The sequence below is a fragment of the Scytonema hankhaensis NUACC26 genome, from assembly GCF_045865695.1.
In the GTDB taxonomy this organism is placed as follows: Bacteria; Cyanobacteriota; Cyanobacteriia; order Cyanobacteriales; family Nostocaceae; genus Scytonema.
In genome coordinates this window covers 42,106-64,811 of the sequence record NZ_BAACAP010000239.1, presented here as the reverse complement: position 1 = coordinate 64,811, position 22,706 = coordinate 42,106, and the positions used below count along the sequence as shown (strand labels likewise).

Below are 22,706 nucleotides of genomic sequence, written 5' to 3'. Positions count from 1 at the left end.
CAATGCCCAATCGCCATTTCGCTCTTCAGATACCGAAATCTTGAAAAGCAGTTTGTAGAGTAGAGGTAGAAGCTTCACAAAACAAACTGCCCTTCAAGAAAAAGTGATATGCACGACAATATGGGAATTATTGAACCATTTAAAGATGGATTTGTAGAAATTATTCCTGAAGGTAACAGAAGCGATTACTGGCAAATAGCTGCAATACATATCAATGGAGAAGTGTTTTGTCCCAGTCCTCGTATATACCCATCAACAAATGTAGCCCTGGCAAGAGCGCGAAAAATTTACAATTGGATATGCGATCGCGAAATCAAAACTCTTGATTCTGGATGTTACTGTGAGGAATTGAATATTCTTCTCTGGCGCGTTAACAGGGAACAGTAATCACCTGACCAGTGACCCTTACGGGTATCTCCTATGTCCTTACGGACACGCTCTCGTCTTATCGCGACACGCTATGTGCAAAGCACACGCTTCGCTTCGGCTGAAACCTATGCCCGTAATGGCTATACGCTTCGGTCGAAGGCTATGCCCTTAGGTTGTTGCACGACCGATTGTTGCAGCGTTTAATATTTAGAATCTTTAGTCTTTTTCCACACGCAATCCAGATTCCTGTCAGTGTTGCGGATTAAGACGCAATTCCATATAGCTTTGGCAGCGGTACCTTAATTATCCTGTTGAGGCTCTACTCCTTCATCAATCCAAACATCAATGGCTGTTTTCACTTCTGATTCAGTTATAGCAGACCACTCTTTTTCATTAATAATTGTCCTAAATACGGATCTTTTACCGTGACCAACTTTTTCTATTGAGTGTCCACGATATACTACATTTTTAGGCTTAATCATTTTTTTCTCAATTTTACTGACTATTGTAACCCACATTCCATAGTATTTTTGAACTATTGACGCGAGTACCTATCACCCCATAGGCATGGTTCGGTGGTCTCCCCGCCCAACTGCGGCGAGCGCTGATTAGGCGGACATTTCCGTAATTTCGTTCTATAGTGCATCAGTCCGATTGATTGACTCGATTAATTCCTCAACTTCTTCATCGCTGGAACATTGTTGCACTTGAGATTTGAACCACTCCAATTCTTCCGGTTCCGTGTTCTGCATTTGATATACGAGTAATGTTCCTGCTAAGCGTGCTAAGGTAAGTGGTTCGCACCGGATGCCGTCGAGCAGAATACCGGCATCTCGATACAGCCGTTCTGCTGCTATCTCATCTAATGGTTGCCCCATTTGCGAAGCAATTTCTTGCAAGCTTTGTTGAATCGAGCGCTGAATATCTGGTGGAAAAGAATCGTTCATATTGTCAGTGTATGAGTTATTTACCTTCCTCAGCATAACTGCATAGCTGAAATTGCTTTGGTATGTGGAAATAGGATAAATTGGACGAAAGCGTTAACTCTTAAACTAAAAGGTAGGAAATGGATACACGTTCCCTACGACCATTGGGTGTAACCGTAATTGCAATAATTAACGGAGTTGCTACCATCATCACCCTTGGTTTCTGGTTTTTGGTGATTCAGCGACTCTTTATTAACAAAAACCTGCCCATAGCTTTGGATAAAGCTTCTGCTGCTTCGACTTTAGGATTCATTGTTGCAGATATTACTTGGGCAGTACCTATGCTCGTCATGAGCGTACCCGGACTTTGGCGTTTGACCTCTTGGGGTTGGACAGCGGCACAAATGGCGAACATCCTATGGTTTTATTCTCTGACATCAGCGTGGACTCGTGACCTGTACCTGGGTAGTATCAGCCCAGGGAATCTGCTATTCCTTCCCTTTGCATTATTTAGCATCTGGACAACGATTTATCTTTGGATGCAACGCAATATCTTCTGGGAACACTCTGAGAAATCCTCAAAATCAAACGTATTGTAATGCGATCGCTCTCGCTCTGCTAAAATTCTGGATTCATTCCAAGAGCGATTGCACTACTACTTTGAAACTAAAGACCCAAACTGTTATAAACAATACTTAGAGCAATACGGAAAATTTTCACAAACAGTAGCTAAACTGCTCTCAAATTTGCTATCACTAGGTAGCTAAATTTGGACTTCATGAAAATACCACAATATAACCAGCAACCGCCTCAAGGGTTGCCCCTTTCTTTTTACCGCAGTGATGCTCCTTTTAAAACACTCCTTCTTCTCTATCGCCACGATTGGCCTAAGCTAGTTTTGGCAATGGTGTACTATATCATAAAGTACAGCCCAGACTGGATTCGACCTGTTGTTATTGCTAACATTATTGATATTATTTCTCACCCCCAAGAACACACCCTCGGACAACTGTGGTTAAATGGGGTTGTTTTGGCGATCTCTCTCGTACAGAACATTCCCATGCAATATCTGTACATTACGACTTTGAGTGCAGTCACCCGTCACATGGAAACGAGGTTGCGGGATGCGTTGACACGTCAGTTGCAACAACTATCCATTGGTTTTTACAAACAACGCACGACAGGAGCGCTCCAAGCAAAACTTTTGCGAGATGTGGAAGAAATTCAGATTCTTGCCGATCGCATTTTTCAATTTGTACCCTCAGCAATATTAACAATTCTGGTTGCCGTTTCAGTAACCGCGACTCGCGCCCCTTGGTTTTTGCTCTTTTTTGTAGCTACAGTTCCAACATCCGTGCTGTTGGCAGAAGTTCTCAAAACACCTATCCAAAATTGCAATCATGATTTCCGCCAGCAAAAGGAAGTCATGTCTTCCCATTTAATCGAGATGATTAAACTCGTGCCAGTGACGCGGGCGCATGGAGTTGAAGAGACAGAAATTCTCAGGACGCAAGAGCGTTTGAACTCTGTGACAAAAGCAGCGATGCGCCTAGATGGCATCAATGCTTTTACTGGTGCGTGTAGTTGGGTGACTATTCGCCTTTTCAATACCCTATGTTTAATAACCTCTGCCTACATGGCATATACCGGAAAGATGGGTATTACGACAGGTGATGTTATATTATTAACTGGTTATTTTGACACCTTAGCCAATTCTATCCTACAAATACTTGCCGTTTTACCACAAATCGGTACTGGTTTTGAGTCCTTGCGATCGGTAGGTGAAATTTTAGAGTGTCCAGATTTAGAAAAAAATCAAGGGAAATCCTCAGTGCAACAAGTGAGGGGAGATTTTGCTTTTGATAATGTAAGTTTTTCCTATCAAGAGCATCAGGCAATTGATAATATTTGCTTTAAAGTCAATGCAGGAGAAACAATCGCTATTGTGGGACCTTCAGGCGGAGGAAAGTCTACCCTGCTCAATCTTGTCATTGGTTTTCTTCGACCTACAAAAGGTAAGATTTTCTTGGACGGTCAAGATATGGATTCCTTAGATTTAAGAACTTATCGACAATTCGTCTCGGTAGTTCCTCAAGAAACTATTCTTTTTGAAGGAACTGTACGGGAGAACATTCTTTATGGTTCTGTTGGCGTCAGCGAACAGCAGTTGCATCAAGCCATTGAAGATGCGAATGCTTATGAATTCATCAATAAATTACCCAAAGAACTGGATACTCTCATTGGCGAAAACGGAGCAAAACTATCAGGTGGTCAGCGTCAACGGCTTGCGATCGCACGTGCATTAGTTCGCAATCCGAAAGTCCTCATTTTAGACGAAGCAACAGCTTCTGTAGACACTGCATCAGAAGCCTTAATTCAAGAAGCACTCGAACATCTGATGCAAAATCGTACAACTTTTGTCGTTGCCCATCGTTTATCCACAATCCGAAATGCTGACCGAATTGTGGTCATGGATGGGGGGCAGATTGTTGAAATTGGCAAACATCACGAGTTGATGCAATACAACAATGGCTTATACGCCCGTCTCAATGCGTTGCAAACCTTATAAAATCTCCACAAGTTCTTTATTTTTTCCATCTATCTTAATAGATGTGTTCGGTGAAAGCAAGACACTTTCATTTCTACTACAAGGTGCAGTTTTCTATCTAAATTGCACTTTTTCCACTCCCTGGTATATTACAATTTATCTTTACACAATAAGGTTATCAATTATGCAATCCTACTTCTCATGCGATACTGCACTTCAATTCTTTGTCATAGTAGATTTGGCATCCATTATTTTTATTATGTTAGTTTCTACAGTTGGTCTAGCGCTCACTGAAACAATTGAAGCTAGAGATTAATGAGTAGTTAGTAGTTAGTTGTTAGTTGTTGGTTGTTGGTGGTTACTCCCCACTCCTTATTTTCAGATGCTACGACGACACGATCGCGACCTTCTTTCTTAGCGCGATACAGTGCGGCATCAGCTGCTGCGATCGTCATTTCTGGTGTTTTACCGTGTTCTGGAAACGTTGCTACTCCCAACGATACAGTTAGTGGACCAAACACTTGAGAGTGATGTTCTACTAATAGATGTTTGACACCTTCGCGTATAACTTCCGCACGGGTTTTAGCAACCTCAGTGGGTGCTTCTGGCAGTATAAGTATTATTTCTTCTCCTCCGTAACGGCAAGCAATATCACTGCTGCGAATTTGTGCGTGCAAAAATGTACCCAATTCTCGCAGTACCATATCTCCCGCGCTATGACCAAATGTGTCATTAAAGCGTTTAAAGTGGTCAACATCAAGCATGATAATAGATAAATCTTGCTGTTGGCGTTCTGCTCTTGCGAATTCCCTTTCTAAAGATTCTTCCATGTAGCGACGATTGAACAATCCGGTGAGGGGGTCGCGAATGCTCTGAGACTGGATGGCTTCGTGTAACTTTATGTTAGCTAGTGCTAAAGCGATGTGTTCGGCAACGGTTGTTGCCAAGTTTTGTTTGGCTGTGTTAAGTTTTCCTCGAACTTGAGAGCATAAATGCAATACGCCCATTGCTTCTCCCTGTGCCATCATGGGTACGCAAAGGGACTCTTTCATGCTCGAATTGTGATGCGCGTGCTTGCACAGAAGGTTAGAGCTAGAATTATCTACCCAATGAACTCGTCCCCGTCGCAACGCCCAACATTCATTTGGTGTAAAGAACTGATTCGTATCAAATGTTTCACCGCCCCAAGTTGCAACTGCCTCCACTAACCGTTTTGAGGAATTGATAATGTACACACCTCCCGATACATTTGGAAATAAGGGTTGAACGAGTTTTGCGATCGCTTCATGTGCTTCTTCAATACTCAAACAAGCTTGTAACATATCGCTTAATTTACTCATTTGAGCCGTCTCTTGATTACGAGTTTCTAATTCTTTCACCCAATTACTCAATTGTTCGTTAGCAAATTGTAGTTCTGACTCCACATACTTACGAGCAGTTATATCATTGCGAATAGCTATGTATTGATAGGATTTTCCATCCACATTCAAAAGTGGCACAATTGTTGTATCCACCCAATAATGAGTCCCGTCTTTCGCTTGATTTTTCAGTTCGCCTTTCCAAACACGTCCGCTAGAAATAGTTGCCCACATTTGCTTGAAAAATTCTTTTGAATGGTAACCAGAATTGATAATGCGGTGGTCTTTTCCCAAAAGCTCTTCCATAGAGTATTTTGAGATAGAGCAGAATTTATCGTTCACATACGTTATGATTCCACGACGATCTGTAATAGCTACAATCGCGGATTCATCTAGAGCAAATTTGATATTCGATAAATCTTTCAAAGATTGGGTTAATTCTTGAGTCCGTTCTGCCACTCTGATTTCAAGCTCATCCAGAAGCGATCGCAATTCCAATTCAATTCGCTGACGTTCTGCTATCTCATTCAACAGTTGGTTATTCGTTGCTTCTAATTGTGCGGGACTTGGAAAGGCTAATGCTAATGGAATTAATGGAAATAAAGACAAAGCTGTCACGCATGAGATGAAAGCTGCTATTGCTTTGACGAAACCAGATATCCAGTACGTTGGGAACCAAAGCGTCCAAATATCCATAATATGAGTCATGCCGCAAGCAACAATAAATGCTCCAAACAGCAAAAAAATTGAATAAAAAGGAACATCATGCCGTTTTTTGACAAAATAAACAAGCATGGCTGGAATTGAAAAATAAGCAATAGCTGTCAGCGCATCGCTCAAAATATGCAATCCCACTAACTCCGGCTTCCAAAGATAACAATGTCCGTGAGGAATGAACTGGTTTTGCAATAAAAAATCATTTAAAAAATTAAGCATATAAACTCTAAAATTATTAGGACATCTCAGTTTACCTAGACCTTATTTAATTTTCTTCATTAAATTTACTAAATTTTCCCTATTTTTTGAGCTATTGAGTGTTTTTCCAATGAGTACAAACACAATAACTTTTAAGAAAGTTTCGTAATTTCTCGGTTGCCTCCTAAATATATTGCAATCGCTCATCTATGGAGTAACCTTCTCTCAAGCAAAAAAGTCCCTTTTGTTACAATTATTGAGAAATCAACTACATAAAATAAAATCTGTCTTTGGTTAGATGTCGTTTCTCAAAAGCATTTACTTTTTATAAAATTGAGTACAGTGACTAGCGATCGGTAACCAGTGATTAGTGATAGCAGTCCTAAAATCATTTATGAAAAGTTTTAACTACTGTAGGGTGGGCATTGTCCACTACACAAGGCTTTTGTGCGGCATAGCCCTACCTACCACGTATATTTCAGAAATCAAATAGGATTGCTATAGTAATTGTTTACAGATTGAGCATTCAATATTCTAGATTTAGGTAACAAAGACAGGCGTCTCGCCTGTCCCACACCACTAACAACTAACCACCAACCACTAACCACTAACTAATTTCTATCAGCCCAAAAATCTGTTTTTAACTCATCAGTGATATCAATTATTTGCAAGGGATATTTTAGTCTTTTCCCATTGCGTACCACTTCCGTTTTAAACTTTTCTACATTAATTTTTATTTTGACTAATTTCCAGATAGCTTCTTCCCGAATATATTGGAGGTCAAAGTCCAGCATTGATGGATAACCCATAACGTCAGGAACTTGTCCGCGCAACTGCAACCAATTATTTTCATTAATGTCTGGAGGTTGTAGAAATTGAATTCGACCTGCAATAATACCTGATAAGCTAAATTTTTTGCCAAGAAAATCTTGAAACGCGGATTCAAGTTCGACAATACTAGTCTGCTGTTGCCATAGGGACGAAATGGAATCGTAAAATCTTGTAAAATTATTTGTTTCTACAGTATCATAGAAAGACATTAAAGTATCGTAAGCTAACTGCTTTGCTTGGATTTCTGTAGGTATTACAGGTTTTATATACTTACCATCTTCAATTAAGCCACTTAATATCAATTTGTCTCCATGGTCTTTAATCGTACCATCTTGAGATTTTTCTAGAGCGTAAATCTTCCAAAATCCGTTTTGTTTAATAAAATGAACTTTTATTGGTATTTTTGCACCAAATTGAGTAATGATATTACCCCCTATCCAGCTTTGGTAATTATTACGAGAACGGAATAGCCAAAAAGCCCGCTTGTAATTCATTAGAAAGTTGGCTTGCAAAAAATCAACTAAATCTGCTTGAGAGGTGTTATCTTGAAATTCCAAAGCAGTACTTTGGTATGCTTCCTTAATTTTGCCAAGAGCAATCAAGTGGAAAAAGGTATTGGCTACTTTTGGCAGTTGTCTAGTTGCAAAATAAATGCCCCCGGTAATAAGACCAGTCAGTAGTATAGGAAATCCGACAATCAGGGCAATAGTAATTCCTATATACAGTAATATTTGAGACATATACAGTAAACTTTCCTACACCTACTGAAGCTAATCTAAAAAGACTTACGGTTACATCAGAACTTTTTCGGAAATTTTCTCTGGTCACTTCATATTTCTTAAATCTTTACTTGCGAGTAAACCGCAGACCATAACTTTTCCCTATCCTCTACCCTCTACTCCCTACCCCCTAAAATCAATCATCGTTTGCCGATAGGCGTCTGGCATACCAATATCGAAAGTTTTACCTTTTACAACATAACCTATCATCCCCTCTGCCTGACGTAGTTGTTCGAGACAAGATGTCAATTGAAATTCACCCCGTTCCCGAAAATTACTTTGGATGTGTTCTTCTAGAAAGTCAAATATTTTGGCTGTTAGTACATATAGTCCAAATATACAAAGAAAGCGATCGCTCGCTATTCCTTCTACAACTAGGTTCTGCCTTGCGTATTCTATAGATGGCTTTTCGCGAACTTGAGTTAGTGTCAAAATCTCATTGAAGGAGTGCCAAACTCCTGTAACGCAACCAGCTTTATGGATGATTGTCTCTGGCATTTCTACTAACCCGACAACGTTTTGATGGACTTGTTCGTAAACGTCTAAAACTTGACGCGCACAGGATTTTTCTAGATTTGATGAGTAAATATGGTCTCCCAGCATGAGCAAGAATGTTTCATCTTTTACCCATTCTTTGGCACAGTATACTGCATGACCGTAACCTTCTTGCTCTTCTTGAGTCAAAATTGTAATTTTCTTGCCTAATTCTTGGAGATATTGACAGTATTCTTGGTTTTCTGAAGAAAGTTTGTTAAAAAGCTCTTGTTTCGGGGGAGTTTGGAAAAAATCTGCAAAAATTTCGCGATCGCTTGGTTGCACGACAATCCCAACTTCTTCAATTCCACCCGCGAGCGCTTCTTCCACAATGGCTAGAATCACAGGTTTTGCTCTGCCATCGCGATCGATAATCGGAAAAAGTTCTTTTTTGACAACTTTAGTAGCAGGAAACAGGCGAGTGCCAAAACCGGCGGCTGGAATCACAGCTTTTCTGACTTTACTTCGTTGCATAAAAAGTTAGAGTTGTATGCTTTGTGAAAATTAAAAATTAAAAATTAAAAATTAATTTTGCATCTAAAATGATACAAGCAGCATATTAACGTCTATCTGCCAAGCCACGAACCTTTAAAAATTATATCCGTGTATGTAGCTAAACTAATAACTCTGAAGATGGGGTCAGTTGACAAAGTGTCACTCACGAGATTCCCTGTATCATTTTAGAGACGATATTCTTTATTAGTGCAAGGAGTGATACCACTTCACCATATGTTTGCCACAAGTTACAATCGCAACCCTCCTAAATTAAGGACACGTTGCGAGATTCAAATGTTGCATCAAACTAGTGGACTGGTATAAACTATACATAAGAAGTGCTTGGTGGGCAAAACTCCAAGCGCTTTTTTGTGTATCGATTTAACAATATTTAATTTCTGTATAAGCATAAATTGCAACAACTATCTTCTTACAGTATCTGAGTTTAATTGCAAAAAAAGAAAAAGAAAGAAAGTAATAAATATTACAAGTATAAAGGCTATACACGTTACTGAACGCAAGGTCAATTTTCATATCAATCATAAATCTTTGCTTGCGCTCGCTACTTTACTGGGCTTCAGGTGAACTCAGTTTTAAGCAAAGCCGACATTTTCACTATCTAGATGTGCCATTTCTACCTCGAATGGAGGCTAATAATTCCTCAACCCACTGTTGGTTTGCTTCTGATAATGCAGGAGGCGGAACTCTTTGGCTGTAATCAATACGTTCGTTATAGCCAGCCCGCTCGCATACGCCATCAACAATTGCCTGCAAATCAACGCTCAATTCTTCATCTTCTAACAAAAGTGGCAAAGGAAAACTGGGAATTCGTTCGGGTAAATTGACGTAAAAGTTTAGCCTCTACTCCTAACTTTATCTCGTAATTTAACAAAACACTATAATTAATAAACAAGCCATTTTGAAACAGAATATGACGACAGTAGCCATCTTACCCATATATGATGCCAGTGGTCAAAAGTTCTACCGCGCTGTTGCAGATGATAAGTACTCGATTGGTAAAACTGCAGGACAGGCATTGGATGCTTTAACGGCTCAACTGGATGAAAGTGAATTTAGTACTTTACTATTACTTCAAAGTTTTTATCCCGATCGGTTCTTCAGTATTGAACAACAAAAACGTTTATCCGAACTCATGAATATGTGGAGAACTGCACGCGATGAAGGTATAGAGCTTTCACTGCAACTGCAAGAAGAGTTAGATAATCTTGTTGAGGCAGAACTCAAAGCAGCAACAGCTAGAACAGCTTCATTACTACAACAGCAAAGCCTATGAACCCAAAGTACACATTGGTTTCTAAGCGAGCTGGTCATCGCTGCGAATATTGCCACGCCCCAGAACTTGTCTTCAACTTGCCTTTTGAAGTAGAGCATATCATACCACTCAGTAAGCAAGGTACTGATTCTGAGGAAAATTTAGCACTTGCTTGTCGTTCCTGCAATCTTCATAAAAGCAATCGTACAAGCGGAGTTGACCCTGACTCAAATACCGAAGTTCGTTTCTTTCATCCTAGGCAAGATCGATGGGATGACCATTTTCAAGCGGATGAAATATCTGGAATGATTGTGGGAATAACTGCAATTGGGAGAGCTAGTGTTAACAGTTTAGAGATGAACAGCCAACCACAGGTTACTGCGCGACAACTGTGGATTCGTTTAGGTTTGTTTCCATAAGCATCTACAAATCTCAACACAAGCCTTACGCTATGGCTTCTTCTACGGACTCGGCACTTGGTTCAACCCTAATGGCGATGTGGCACAACAGGTGCGCCAGCAAAGGTTTCCAATCGTGGGCAATGGCAAAGGTGTATGGTTATGGTTACATATTGAAGATCGTTCCGCGATCGTTGCCCCCCACAAGACAATACTCCCTTTCCGCTCTTATGATTACTTCCTATAGCGGTTTTCAATTGGGTACAATACATAAAAAAGTTATGGAACCGCAGATGAACGCGGACGAACGCGGATGTATCTGTACTTCAATAAGAGTGAAAATTGCTATATATACGTAGGGTGGGCATTGCCCACCCTACAAAGCTAAAACGGGCGAGACGCCCGTTCCACAAGACAATTATTTCACAAGACAATTTTTAAGGTGTTGCAGTCAACTGAGAACCGCTTATTGTTAATGCAATCCTATCCACAAACGAAATTGTCGAAGCAATGGCATCAGCCACCTTCTCAACCAACCACAAAATTGACCAACTTTCCCGGCACCACAATCACCTTTTTAATTTCTTTGCCCTCAAGGTAACGCTGGACAATTTCTGATTCGCGGGCATACTTTTCCAATTCCGCTTTATCAGCTTGGGCGGGAACTTGAAGATCTGCACGCTTTTTGCCGTTAACTTGAATCACTAATGTGATTTCATCAGCAACCAAAGCAGATTCTTCATACTTGGGCCAAGCTTGTGTGTGGATTGACTCCACATTGCCCAATTGATGCCACAATTCCTCAGAAATGTGAGGCGCAAAAGGTGCTAACAACACAATTAAAGTTTGAATACCCTCTGCATAAATTGGTGAATTTTTACAACTTGCTTCAGTCATAGCATTGCTTAATTTCATCAATTCAGAGATGGCAGTGTTGAACTGATACTCACCTTCAACATCTTCTGTCACTTCTTTGATAGCAGTATGGATTGCCCGTCGCAAATCTTTCTCTGGTTTACTCAGTTGAGTTTGATTATCTCCAACCGCCCTTGGTTGATTTGCATACTCGCTAACCAATCGCCAAACCCGGTTCAAGAAGCGGAACTGACCTTCTACGTCAGTTTCTTCCCACTCCAAATCTTTTTCTGGTGGTGCTTTGAATAAGATGAACATCCGGGCAGTATCTATCCCATATTTTTCAATCACATCTTCCGGTGCAACACCATTTCCCTTAGATTTTGACATGGTAGCGTAAAGACGTTGCAGGGGTTCGCCCGTTTGGGGATCGCGAGGATCGTTTGGATTCACAAGATGAGAAGGAACCCACTTATCTTTTCCAGATTTATTGGGATTCATATAAGTTAACCCCTGTACCATGCCTTGAGTCAACAAGCGTTGGAAGGGTTCATCAAAGTTCAACAAGCCGCGATCGCGCAGAACTTTGGTAAAGAACCGCGAATACAACAAATGTAAAATCGCGTGTTCAATTCCACCAACATATTGATCCACTGGCATCCAGTCATTCACTTCCATTGAGTCAAAGACTTGCTTTTCATTCTTAGCATCAGGGAAGCGCAAGAAATACCACGAGGAATCAATAAAAGTATCCATCGTGTCTGTTTCTCGCAATGCTGGTGTTCCACAGGTTGGACAAGGTACATTAACCCAGTTTTCTAACTTAGCCAAAGGAGAAGGTCCGCGCCCGCTAAATTCTACATTATCTGGTAACAAGACGGGCAAATCTTCCTCTGGGACGGGTACATTTCCACAATTGGGACAACGAATTATAGGAATGGGTGCGCCCCAATACCTTTGGCGTGAAATTAACCAATCTCGCAAGCGGTATTGAACTCTTGCTTTGCCAAAACCTTGCTTTTCGGCGTATTCCACCATCGCTTGTTTTGCCTCTGTGGATGCCATGCCGTTAAATTGACTGGAATTAATGACAACACCTGGTTCTGTATATGCTGCTTGCAGCCCTTCTTTTGAAGTGGGTTTGTTTGCCTCTTCTGTAGGCACAATAACGACTTTGATGGGTAAATTCTTTTCTTTAGCAAACTTAAAATCCCGTGCATCATGTGCCGGAACACCCATCACTGCACCCGTACCGTATTCATACAGCACGTAGTCAGCAATCAAAATAGGAATTTCTTCCCCAGTAAATGGATTGATTGCTTTGCCACCTGTGGGAATACCCCGCTTGGGTTTATCCTCAGCAGTTCGTTCCAATTCACTTTGATTGGAAACTTCTTTGACAAAAGCTTCTACCTCTGCTTGATTTTCTGGCGTTGTAACTTGCCGTGTCAAAGGGTGTTCTGGTGCTAACACCACATAACTGACACCATAAACTGTATCTGGGCGAGTGGTGTACACGCCAATTTTTTCTTCCAACTCAACAATAGGGAACTCTAAGTATGCCCCTGTTGATTTACCTATCCAGTTTGCCTGCATCAACTTAACACGTTCGGGCCAACCGGGCAATTTGTCGAGGTCGTTCAACAATTCTTCGGCGTAGTCGGTTATTTTGAAGAACCACTGTCGCAAAAGTTTGCGCTCAACTTTTGCCCCACTTCGCCAAGAACGTCCTTCGCTATCGACTTGTTCGTTAGCAACTACTGTTTGGTCAACGGGGTCCCAGTTAACGGCTGCTTCTTTTTGGTAAGCCAAACCTGCTTTGAAAAACTGCAAGAAAATCCACTGAGTCCATTTGTAATAGTCTGGCGAACAAGTGGCAACTTCACAGTCCCAATCAATGGAGAAGCCCAAGCGCTTTAATTGCTGGCGCATTTGGACGATATTTTCATACGTCCATTTTGCTGGGGGTATACCTCGGTCAATGGCAGCATTTTCTGCAGGCAAACCAAAAGCATCCCAACCCATGGGATGTAGCACCCGATACCCTTGCATACGTTTGAGGCGAGCGATCGCATCGGTAATGGTATAATTACGGACGTGACCCATGTGCAGGCTGCCCGAAGGATAGGGGAACATGGACAAGGCATAGTATTTTGGCTTGTTCTTTTCTGTTGGTTTTTTATCCAAGCCTTGTTCTGTCCATGTTGTTTGCCATTTTTCCTCAATTTCTGCTGGGTTGTATCGGGACTCCACCGAAAATACTCCTACTACAATTTGTAATTTCTGTCTACTTCCATATTTTAGATGCTAGCCAGGAAATATCCCAAAATAATTGTTCTCTTGTCTCTAGTGGTAGCACATTCCACGAGCCACAATAGAAACATAGGCTTTATAATACATAGCCTTATGTTTTAAAGGGAGTTTGTTATCGGTGGTCTTACAAGTAAAAACCAGTACTTACGAAGCTAAAACTCAAGAAATTGCCAAGCAACTGCTAGCAGCAACGCAGGAAAGCCGTTCTTTCTTTGCAGCATTGCGAGATCAAATGCGCTGGGATGACAAGTTATTGGCTTGGGCAATGAGTAATCCTGGGTTACGGGTGCAGCTATTCCGCTTTATTGATACTCTTCCGGCTTTACGCAGCAAACCAGAAATTGCAGCGCACTTACAAGAATATTTGGGTGATGAGACAGTAGAATTACCAGCAGCTTTGAAGGGTATGCTGAATTTTGCTCATCCCGACTCCGTACCGGGACAAGTTGCTGCTACGACTGTTGCCACAGCAACAGAAACATTAGCTCATAAATATATCTCTGGAGATAATATTAAGCAAGCACTCAAAACTATTGAGCGACTGCGTAAGGAAAAAATGGCTTTCACCGTAGATATACTAGGTGAAGCAGTTATTACGGAAGTAGAAGCACAGTTTTACTTAGAACGATATCTGGACTTGATGCAGCAACTGGTGGAAGCATCTAAAAATTGGTCGCCAGTTCCTGCGATTGACTTAGCTGATGGAGAACCTTTACCAAAAGTCCAGGTTTCTGTCAAACTCACAGCGTTTTATTCTCAGTTTGACCCTCTAAATGCTCAAGGTAGTGAAGAACAAGTAAGCGATCGCATCCGTATTCTTTTGCGTCGCGCTCGAGAACTCGGTGCTGGTGTTCACTTTGATATGGAACAGTATGCCTACAAAGACTTAACTCTCAGCATCTTGAAAAACATTTTACTAGAAGAGGAATTTCGGAATCGAACCGATATTGGTATCACAATTCAAGCTTACTTACGCGATAGCGAACAAGACTTGCAAGCTTTGATTGCATGGGCTAAGCAGCGCGGTTACCCAGTGACAATTCGCTTGGTGAAAGGTGCGTATTGGGATCAGGAAACTATCAAAGCTTCTCAAAAACATTGGGAACAGCCTGTATACAATGATAAAGCAGCTACAGATGCTAACTTTGAGCACCTGACGGAATTGTTGTTACAAAATCACCAATACGTGTATTCCGCTATTGGCAGTCATAACGTGCGTTCTCAAGCACGGGCTATAGCGATCGCAGAATCTTTAAATGTCCCCCGTCGTTGCTTTGAAATGCAAGTTCTCTATGGCATGGGTGACAAAATAGCCAAGGCTCTAGTTGATAAGGGATATCGGGTGAGAGTTTACTGTCCCTATGGAGAACTTTTGCCGGGAATGGGTTATCTGATTCGTCGTCTGTTGGAAAACACGGCTAATAGCTCTTTCTTAAGACAAAATATGGAGAATCGTCCGGTAGAGGAGTTGATAGCTCCGCCTGTTGTAGGACAAGGGGACAAGGGGGACAAGGTAGACAAGGATAACTCTCCTTTCCCCCCCTCTCCCCCTCTCCCCATCCCCCCCTCCTCTTTCACTGGTGCGGCGGATACGGATTTTGCTGAGGAGACCCAGAGAAGGGAGGCGAGTGAGGCTTTTCAATTTGTCCGAGGGCGACTTGGGAAAACTTATTTGCCTTTGATTAATGGTGAGTATGTCAGCACTCAACAGACGATTGATTCTGTTAACCCTTCTAATTTTACTGAGGTGGTTGGTCAGATTGGGTTGATGAGTGTCGAACAAGCCGAACAAGCTATGCAAGCGGCAAAGGCTGCTTTTCCTGCTTGGCGCAAAACACCTGCGAAGGAACGAGCGCGAATATTGCGGAAAGCGGCGGATTTGATGGAACAACGCCGTGCGGAACTTTCTGCTTGGATAGTTTTGGAAGTTGGAAAACCATTGCGGGAAGCTGATGGTGAGGTTTCTGAGGCGATTGATTTTTGTCGCTATTACGCTCTGGAAATGGAGCGGTTAGATGAGGGTTATAATTACGATGTTTCTGGGGAAACAAATCGTTATATTTATCAGCCTCGTGGTATTGCTGTGGTGATTTCTCCTTGGAATTTTCCATTGGCGATCGCAACGGGTATGACGGTTGCTGCTCTGGTTGCTGGTAATTGTACTCTGTTGAAGCCTGCGGAAACATCTTCTGTCATTACAGCCAAACTGACAGAAATTTTGGTGGAAGCTGGAATACCCAAAGGAGTGTATCAATACGTCCCAGGAAAGGGTTCTCAGGTTGGTGCTTATTTAGTGAATCATCCGGACACTCATGTCATTGCTTTTACTGGTTCTCAAGAGGTAGGTTGTAGAATATACGCAGAAGCAGCGGTTCTTAAGCCCGGTCAAAAGCATATGAAACGTGTTATTGCTGAGATGGGTGGTAAGAATGCGATCGTCATAGATGAAAGTGCCGATTTAGACCAAGCTGTGGTTGGGGCTGTACAGTCGGCATTTGGTTATAGCGGACAAAAGTGTTCTGCTTGTTCGCGAGTCGTAGTCTTGGAATCGGTGTACGATACGTTTGTACAGAGGTTTGTAGAAGCGACAAAATCTCTGAATATTGGTGTACCCGAGCATCCTAGCACTCAAGTTGGACCCGTGATTGATGCTAATGCACGCGATCGTATCCGGGAATATATTGAAAAAGGTAAGGCTGAGGCAAAGGTTGCTTTGGAAATGCCTGCACCGGATAATGGGTATTTCATCGGACCTGTAATTTTTACAGATGTTTCTCCAAATGCCATCATTGCCCAACAAGAAATTTTTGGTCCGGTTGTAGCAGTTATTAAAGTGAAGAATTTTCAGGAGGCTTTAGCTGTTGCAAATGGGACAAATTATGCCTTGACAGGAGGGCTTTATTCCAGAACTCCTTCCCATATTCAATTGGCTCAAGAAGAGTATGAGGTAGGAAACTTGTACATCAATCGCACAATTACAGGTGCGATTGTGGCTCGACAACCGTTTGGCGGGTTTAAACTTTCTGGAGTTGGTTCTAAGGCGGGGGGTCCCGATTACTTGCTGCAATTTCTAGAACCACGGACTGTGACGGAGAACGTTCAGCGTCAGGGTTTTGCACCTATTGAAGGGGCTGAATAGTTCTGTTGGGTGGCTAATAGACCTAGGCGTGAAAAGAATGTAAGGGCGCAAGGCATTGCGCCCCTACCAAGACTTTTGCAACATGAGGCGCACTCAGCAAGGATTTTGTTAAAAAATTATTTCTAGAGAATTCAGTATGGAGAAACTTCGATAAACAATGGAAAAAAGAACAAAATCCGCATTAATACGAGCATATTTATCGTTACAGCAAATTGTTGGGCAGTTGTATAGCAATCCTATCTGATTTGTGAAAATTTGCAGCCCATAGCTCTGCGGTAATTTAGGATTTAAAACACGAAAGATGCTGATACCGTTTTCAGATGAAGATGCTCCCGAAAAAACTCTACCATCTGTGGCATCTCTCCTTACCCCCCTTAATCCCCCCTTATAAAGGGGGGAAACAGGAAACTTATTTTCCTCCCCTTTATAAGGGGAGGTTAGGAGGGGTAAAAATAATATGCAGCTTCATATTAAATTGGTATGAGAGAGTAAATGAGCGTACAACGCAAGAAGTTTAGAAGCTTGGCGATACTCAGTGTAATCTGGATGTTTGGGATGGTATGCGATCGCATTTGGTTTGCATTGGATCGTTCTACACCAGCTTGGGATCAGGCTGATTATTTAACGGGTACGTTAAACTATTGGCAAGCTTTGCAAAATCCGCAATGGTGGAACCAAGATTGGTGGCAAAGTTTATGGTTGTTGTCTTCAAAAATACCGCCTTTGACTTATATCCTTGCAGCTGGCGTTCAGAATATCTTTGGTACTGGCCCAGATGAAGCGACTCTGGTTATGCTTCTATTTAGCGGAGTTTTACTGGGATCGGTTTATGGCTTGGGAAAGGTGTTGTTTGGTGAGGCTGTAGGTTTGTGGGCAGCTTTCCTGTGTCAAGTTTTACCTGCCCTTTATCGTTTTCGTCTAGATTTTCTACTAGATTATCCTTTGGCTGCGGTTGTAACTTTGAGTTTCTTTTTCTTGAGTGTTTGGCGAAGTTTTGACACCTTAGAAACTCTGAAGAAGCGGAGGGTTGTTGAGTGGTTATGGGCGCTAGCGTTTGGGTTGTCGTTTGGATTAGCGTTGTTAGTTAAGCAAACGGCTTTGATATTTCTTTTAATTCCAATAGTATGGCTTGGGGTGGGGACTTTACGACATCGCCGTTGGAAACGTTTTGTTCAATTGGTGGGTGGTTTGTGTTTGTCGGTGTTGGTAATGAGTCCTTGGTATCGTACAAATTGGCTAATCGTTCTAACTTCTGGAAAACGAGCAACTATAGATTCTGCCATTGCTGAAGGTGAAGCACCTCTCAATACATTACAGGCGTGGATTTATTACTGGCAACAATTACCAAATCAAGTTTCTCTTCCACTGTTATTAGTGCCGATTGTTGCTTTACTACTTTATTGGGGTCGGTTGGGGTTTAAACAAAGAAGACAAGAAGACAAGGGAGACAAGGTAGAATCTTCATTGAAATGGTTAGCAGTATTTTTGGTAGGTTCATATTTATTATCATCTTTGAATATTAATAAAGATAGTCGTTATGCGTTACCATATTTACCTACATTAACTGTATTTTTAGCATATGGATTGACCCGGTTATCTCATCTTTGGGGAAAGCGAATTCGATGGTGTACGGCGGCTTTGGCAGTCTTGCTTATGTTGTTTAACTTGTTTCCTGTTGGAGGTTTTCTTGGCAGTTGGGTAACACAAGCTTTGAGTCCAAATCAGTATTATCCTTATATGGCAGAGGAATTACCTCATAAACGGGTCATTGCTCAGATTATCCAAACAGAACCATTATTACGTTCTACTTTAGGAGTTTTGCCATCAACAGCAGCAATTAATCAACACAATTTCAATTACTACGGAGCGTTACAAAATTTTCAAGTTTACGGGCGTCAAGTGGGGACGAGAAAGAAATTTATCGATAGGGATGTGCGATCGCTAGAATGGTTTCTCACCAAGACAAGTAACCAAGGATCTGTTGGAGAAACCCAAGCAAGTATGACACAAGCTGTCGAGCAAAGCGGAATTTTTCAACTCAGCAAATCTTGGAATTTACCTGATGGTAGCTCAATAAATCTCTACCACAAACAAACACCAGCAGTAGAAGTCAAACAAATCAGTAACACAAATATCTTGCCCAATCGCCTAACTTTATCTCAAGTTGCAGTTCCAGAAAAAGCTCCACCAGGAGTTCCAGTTCCTGTAACTTATGAGTGGTCTGGTTCGTGGGAAAAACTACAAAATGGCTTAGTTCTGCTAACTTGGAAAAACAAGACTTCCCAAGCCCCAGTCCCTAGTACCCAATCCCCATCCTGGATACACGATCGCGCTATAGCAATGGGGGCTTTGCGTTCTAGTGTTAAAAAACCAGAAGGTACATTCAGGGTAATAGAAAGAATGGCAATGCTTCCTCCTGCTGATATTGCACCGGGTATTTACTCGTTACAAGCAACTTATCTTAACAGATTGTCAGGAGAAAGTTATTCCATTCAAGTGCCAAATGTAACATTACAAATTGACCCTCAAGCCCCTGCTACACCAGCACCAGAGTTAGATTTAGTGACTCAATTAAGAGTTTTAGGTACAAAGTTACCAAAGGGAACGGAGGCATTAAGTCAAATTTTTGATGAAGTAGGACGTATCAATCAATACGATCCAATACAGGATTATTTGGTACAAGCACGGTTAACCATGGAATATCGCTTACAAGAAATTCCCTCAAATCGAGATTGGGCATATACATTGGCTTTGGCAAATGTTCTACAGCGACGAGTAGAAGGTGCAATTTCTGCTTTACAAAAAGTGACTCAGTTAGATTCAGAAAATCCCTACTCTTATGCTTATCTAGCATTTGTTCAGCTATATAATTGGCAACCAGGAGCCGCACAAAAGTCTCTTGAGCCTAGTTTGGTAAAAAATCCAAATATACCTGAAATAAAAGCTCTTTCTGGTGCTGCTGCTTTAATGCAAGGCAATCTGGTTAAAGCATGGCAAATTTTGAATAACCAATAACTAAGTTAAATACCTCATAAGTACTGATTCTAGTTGAACGATACCGATGGGTTTGCTGAGACAGTCGCTAGCACCTACTTGTTTGACTCGTTCGCGATCGCAAACTACAATTAATGGTGTCATCATAACAACTGGCAAATCTTGTAGATCGGGTTGTTGTCTGACTTGTATTAGCAAATCCCACCCAGTGATATCTCCTAACTCCACATCTAATAAAATTAAATCGGGCTGTTGGTTTCTCACGAGTTCTAAAAATCCATTACCGTGACTGACTCGCTCAACCTGATAACCTATTGTTTGAAGATAATCTTGTAGCAAGATCGCGGTATGTTCTTCGTGTTCTACGAGCAAAATACGTTTTGTCTTGGATGAGAAGGTAGGTAGGAGAGTAGGAGAAAGGGATTCAAGGGGAGAAATATCTATATTTTGATGTTCTTCATCGGGCAGAAATAAGGTAAAACGGCTTCCCTGTCCTAATGTTGATTCTACAGTCACGTCTCCACCATGTAACCGCACTAACTTGCGTGTTAGTGCTAAACCTAAACCCGTCCCTTCGTATTGACGATTGAGGCGGCTATCAAGTTGTTTAAAAGGTTCAAATAAAAATTGAAACTGATTGGAATCGATACCGATACCTGTATCTATGACTGTAAATGCAATGCCTTGTGGTAGTTTTTTGATTTCTAGGGTTACCTTTCCTTTCTCTGTAAATTTGATTGCATTCGATAAAAGATTCAGTAACATTTGTTTCAGGCGACGCTCATCAGCTACACAAGTACTGACTTGTTCGTCAATTTCTACTGTTAGGAGCAGTCCTTTTTCTAGGGCGCGATCGCTAACTGTTGATATAACATAATTACAGATATCTTCTATATGTAAAGGTGATAGAAAAAGTTCTTCTTTCCCTGCTTCTACCTTAGAAAGATCGAGAATGTCGTTAATCAAAGCTAAAAGGTGTTCTCCACTGTCGTAAATACAGCTAATATACTCTTTTTGTTTGTCGTTTAAAGAACCAACAATTTCTTGTTGCAGCAATTGAGATAATCCCATGATTGCATTTAAAGGTGTTCGTAGTTCGTGACTCATTGTTGCCAAAAATTCACTTTTTGCCTTACTTCCTGCTTCTGCTGCCTCTTTACTTTCTACCAGTTTTAATTCTGTTTGTTTGCGTTCAGTAATATCTTCGAGCATCACTAGGTAAAATTTAGGTTCGCCATTTGCGCCTGGAATTAGAGATATACTTAAATGCGCCCACACTAATCGACCCTCTCTATGCAGAATACGCCTTTCCATGTCTAAGTGTTCTCGAACTCCTGACAGTAACTCTTGGTAAAGTTCTAAATCTCCTATATTATTAAAGATATAATCTGTGAAATTCTTACCACATAACTCTTGTTGAGAATATCCTAACATTTGACATAATGCTGGATTAATATCCGCAATTCTTCCATGCATTTCGATAAGTCCAATACCCATGGAAGAATTTTCGACAATGGCTCTAAACCATGCTTCACTTTGCTGTAGGGCTTCTTGTGCAGCATTACGCTCGCTAACTTCTACTGCTAAGGATACAAAATCCGCGATCGCACTTGCAAAGTTCTCTTCTTCTAATGTCCACTGACGGCTACTTCCTATATGTTCGTGACACACAACACCTATGAGACGCCCTCCCAACCAAATTGATGCATCTAATAGAGATGAAATGCCGAATACAGAAAGATACGGTTCTGATAATTCTTGAGTTAGCTCATTCTGTGGTGCGTTATCAGATGCTATGATACGCTGTTCTTCTAAAGCTTGGAAATAAGTAGGATAATTTGCTTTAATAAGTGACGTACCTTTGGTATGGCGTTTTGTTACTAAATTATATAAATCTACACATTCAAGTTTTGAGCTATCTCGATTGTATAACCACACACTAACACGTGCCACATCTAAAGTTTGGGCAGCCGCTTCTGTAATTTCCTCTAGTGCCGCTTTAATATTTCCTTTATGAAAAGTTTGACTTCGAGCCAGTTGTACTAAGGTTTGGCTTTGCTTATAAAGACGATTTTCTTTTTCTCTCCAAACATTTTCTGCTTGCTTTTGGGTTGTGATATCTCGAATCGCGATCGCCTGCATTTGCTGTCCTTGGTAAAGAACCTTTTTACCTTGTATTTCAACTGGAAAAGTAACACCGTTTTTCTTAACTACAACTCCTTCATACAGTTTTTCGTATCCGGAAAGAATATTTTTTTGGACTAATTTTTGTGAGTCAGGAGTAAACAGTACAAAAGCACTTTTGCCAACTAATTCAGAGACTTCATAGCCACTCAAGCTAATTAAAGAACTATTAACATCTATGACGAGCGCGTTCTGGTGTATTATAAGACCCTCGAAGCTTGCTTCAGATAGACATTTAAATCGGGCTTCTCCTGATGGAGAAGATGTTTTATCCAGCTTCTGAGGGTTGTCGTTAGGTTTTGACACATCAAGTGGGTCATTTTGAGAAATCGTGACCTGTTGTTGATTGTTCTTGATAGATTGACACGGCTGTTGCTCGCTTGCACACGATAGGATTGGCTGCAACCGTTGAGATACGATCTCTATATTCTTGAAAAAGTCTGGTCTGCTCATGCTTACCGCTCGTTGTCGCGTCGCCTTATCTTATAAGTCACCCGCGATCGCAATTGCTAAATCTAGAACTAGCACGCGATCGGGTAAGACAATCTGGACTTTTTAACATCTTTATGAACCTTTAAGTATAAGTTCAAATTTGCTTTTTTAAATATGGAATCATGATGAAATATCTACATTAGGATATATAAAAATGGGCATTGGGCATTGAGCTTTTCCCTACCCCCTACCCGCTACCCCCTTCTCCCCCTATCCCCTACCCCCTACTCCGTATCATTGACCTATAGAAAGATACAAAAGTGCCTAATTGCTGTAAAAATTGAATATATGTCCTAGTGGAGG

15 protein-coding genes and 1 pseudogene are annotated in these 22,706 nt (G+C 41.2%); 8 read left to right on the top strand and 8 right to left on the bottom strand.

Features of this window, described 5'->3' with window-relative positions; all coding sequences use genetic code 11:
* The first annotated feature begins 108 nt into the window (after nt 1-108).
* Nucleotides 109-387 (top strand): hypothetical protein, encoded by a 279-nt coding sequence (locus tag ACKTT2_RS39760; RefSeq protein WP_407896845.1) that lies wholly within the window; start codon nt 109-111, stop codon nt 385-387.
* Nucleotides 388-668: 281 nt separating this feature from the next.
* Here the strand turns inward: ACKTT2_RS39760 and ACKTT2_RS39755 are convergent, their stop codons facing one another.
* The gene (locus tag ACKTT2_RS39755) at nt 669-851 is read right to left on the bottom strand and encodes a hypothetical protein (RefSeq protein ID WP_407896843.1); all 183 of its coding nucleotides are present in this window, start codon (nt 849-851) and stop codon (nt 669-671) included.
* A 153-nt stretch (nt 852-1,004) separates the two neighbouring features.
* Nucleotides 1,005-1,316, bottom strand: a complete 312-nt coding sequence (locus tag ACKTT2_RS39750; protein WP_407896841.1) for a hypothetical protein — start codon at nt 1,314-1,316, stop codon at nt 1,005-1,007.
* A 119-nt stretch (nt 1,317-1,435) separates the two neighbouring features.
* On the opposite strand from ACKTT2_RS39750, the gene ACKTT2_RS39745 reads away from it, so the two are divergent.
* From ACKTT2_RS39745 to ACKTT2_RS39735, 3 genes are all read left to right on the top strand, one after another.
* Entirely contained in the window at nt 1,436-1,894 is a 459-nt protein-coding gene (locus ACKTT2_RS39745; protein ID WP_407896839.1) for a hypothetical protein, read from the top strand.
* 179 nt (nt 1,895-2,073) lie between these two features.
* A complete protein-coding gene (locus ACKTT2_RS39740; RefSeq protein ID WP_407896837.1) occupies nt 2,074-3,864 on the top strand; it encodes an ABC transporter ATP-binding protein in 1,791 nt (596 codons plus the stop codon).
* Nucleotides 3,865-4,027: 163 nt separating this feature from the next.
* Nucleotides 4,028-4,159, top strand: coding sequence for a hypothetical protein (locus tag ACKTT2_RS39735; protein ID WP_407896835.1), 132 nt, complete (start codon nt 4,028-4,030; stop codon nt 4,157-4,159).
* A gap of 7 nt (nt 4,160-4,166) precedes the next feature.
* On the opposite strand, the gene ACKTT2_RS39730 is transcribed toward ACKTT2_RS39735, so the two are convergent.
* The 4 genes and pseudogenes from ACKTT2_RS39730 to ACKTT2_RS39715 form a co-directional block, all read right to left on the bottom strand.
* Complete coding sequence (locus ACKTT2_RS39730; protein ID WP_407896833.1) at nt 4,167-6,137, bottom strand: sensor domain-containing diguanylate cyclase; 1,971 nt, start codon at nt 6,135-6,137, stop codon at nt 4,167-4,169.
* A gap of 590 nt (nt 6,138-6,727) precedes the next feature.
* The gene (locus ACKTT2_RS39725; RefSeq protein ID WP_407896831.1) at nt 6,728-7,687 is read right to left on the bottom strand and encodes a hypothetical protein; all 960 of its coding nucleotides are present in this window, start codon (nt 7,685-7,687) and stop codon (nt 6,728-6,730) included.
* A gap of 162 nt (nt 7,688-7,849) precedes the next feature.
* The gene (locus ACKTT2_RS39720) at nt 7,850-8,734 is read right to left on the bottom strand and encodes a sugar phosphate nucleotidyltransferase (RefSeq protein ID WP_407896829.1); all 885 of its coding nucleotides are present in this window, start codon (nt 8,732-8,734) and stop codon (nt 7,850-7,852) included.
* 636 nt (nt 8,735-9,370) lie between these two features.
* Nucleotides 9,371-9,595: pseudogene (locus ACKTT2_RS39715) on the bottom strand (DUF4058 family protein); the annotation flags it as partial.
* Nucleotides 9,596-9,674: 79 nt separating this feature from the next.
* On the opposite strand from ACKTT2_RS39715, the gene ACKTT2_RS39710 reads away from it, so the two are divergent.
* Nucleotides 9,675-10,049 (top strand): hypothetical protein, encoded by a 375-nt coding sequence (locus ACKTT2_RS39710; RefSeq protein WP_407896827.1) that lies wholly within the window; start codon nt 9,675-9,677, stop codon nt 10,047-10,049.
* Nucleotides 10,046-10,447, top strand: a complete 402-nt coding sequence (locus ACKTT2_RS39705) for an HNH endonuclease (protein WP_407896825.1) — start codon at nt 10,046-10,048, stop codon at nt 10,445-10,447. The genes ACKTT2_RS39710 and ACKTT2_RS39705 overlap by 4 nt, the downstream gene beginning before the upstream one ends.
* Before the next feature lie 507 nt (nt 10,448-10,954).
* On the opposite strand, the gene leuS is transcribed toward ACKTT2_RS39705, so the two are convergent.
* The gene (gene leuS / locus ACKTT2_RS39700; protein ID WP_407896823.1) at nt 10,955-13,534 is read right to left on the bottom strand and encodes a leucine--tRNA ligase; all 2,580 of its coding nucleotides are present in this window, start codon (nt 13,532-13,534) and stop codon (nt 10,955-10,957) included.
* Between the two features lie 178 nt (nt 13,535-13,712).
* Between leuS and pruA the strand changes: the two genes are divergently transcribed.
* Complete coding sequence (gene pruA, locus ACKTT2_RS39695) at nt 13,713-16,733, top strand: L-glutamate gamma-semialdehyde dehydrogenase (protein WP_407896821.1); 3,021 nt, start codon at nt 13,713-13,715, stop codon at nt 16,731-16,733.
* A 492-nt stretch (nt 16,734-17,225) separates the two neighbouring features.
* On the top strand, nt 17,226-19,748 hold the full coding sequence (locus tag ACKTT2_RS39690; RefSeq protein WP_407896819.1) for a glycosyltransferase family 39 protein: 2,523 nt from the start codon (nt 17,226-17,228) through the stop codon (nt 19,746-19,748).
* Here ACKTT2_RS39690 and ACKTT2_RS39685 read toward each other — a convergent pair whose 3' ends face one another.
* Complete coding sequence (locus ACKTT2_RS39685; RefSeq protein WP_407896817.1) at nt 19,749-22,364, bottom strand: PAS domain S-box protein; 2,616 nt, start codon at nt 22,362-22,364, stop codon at nt 19,749-19,751.
* Nucleotides 22,365-22,706: the final 342 nt, after the last annotated feature.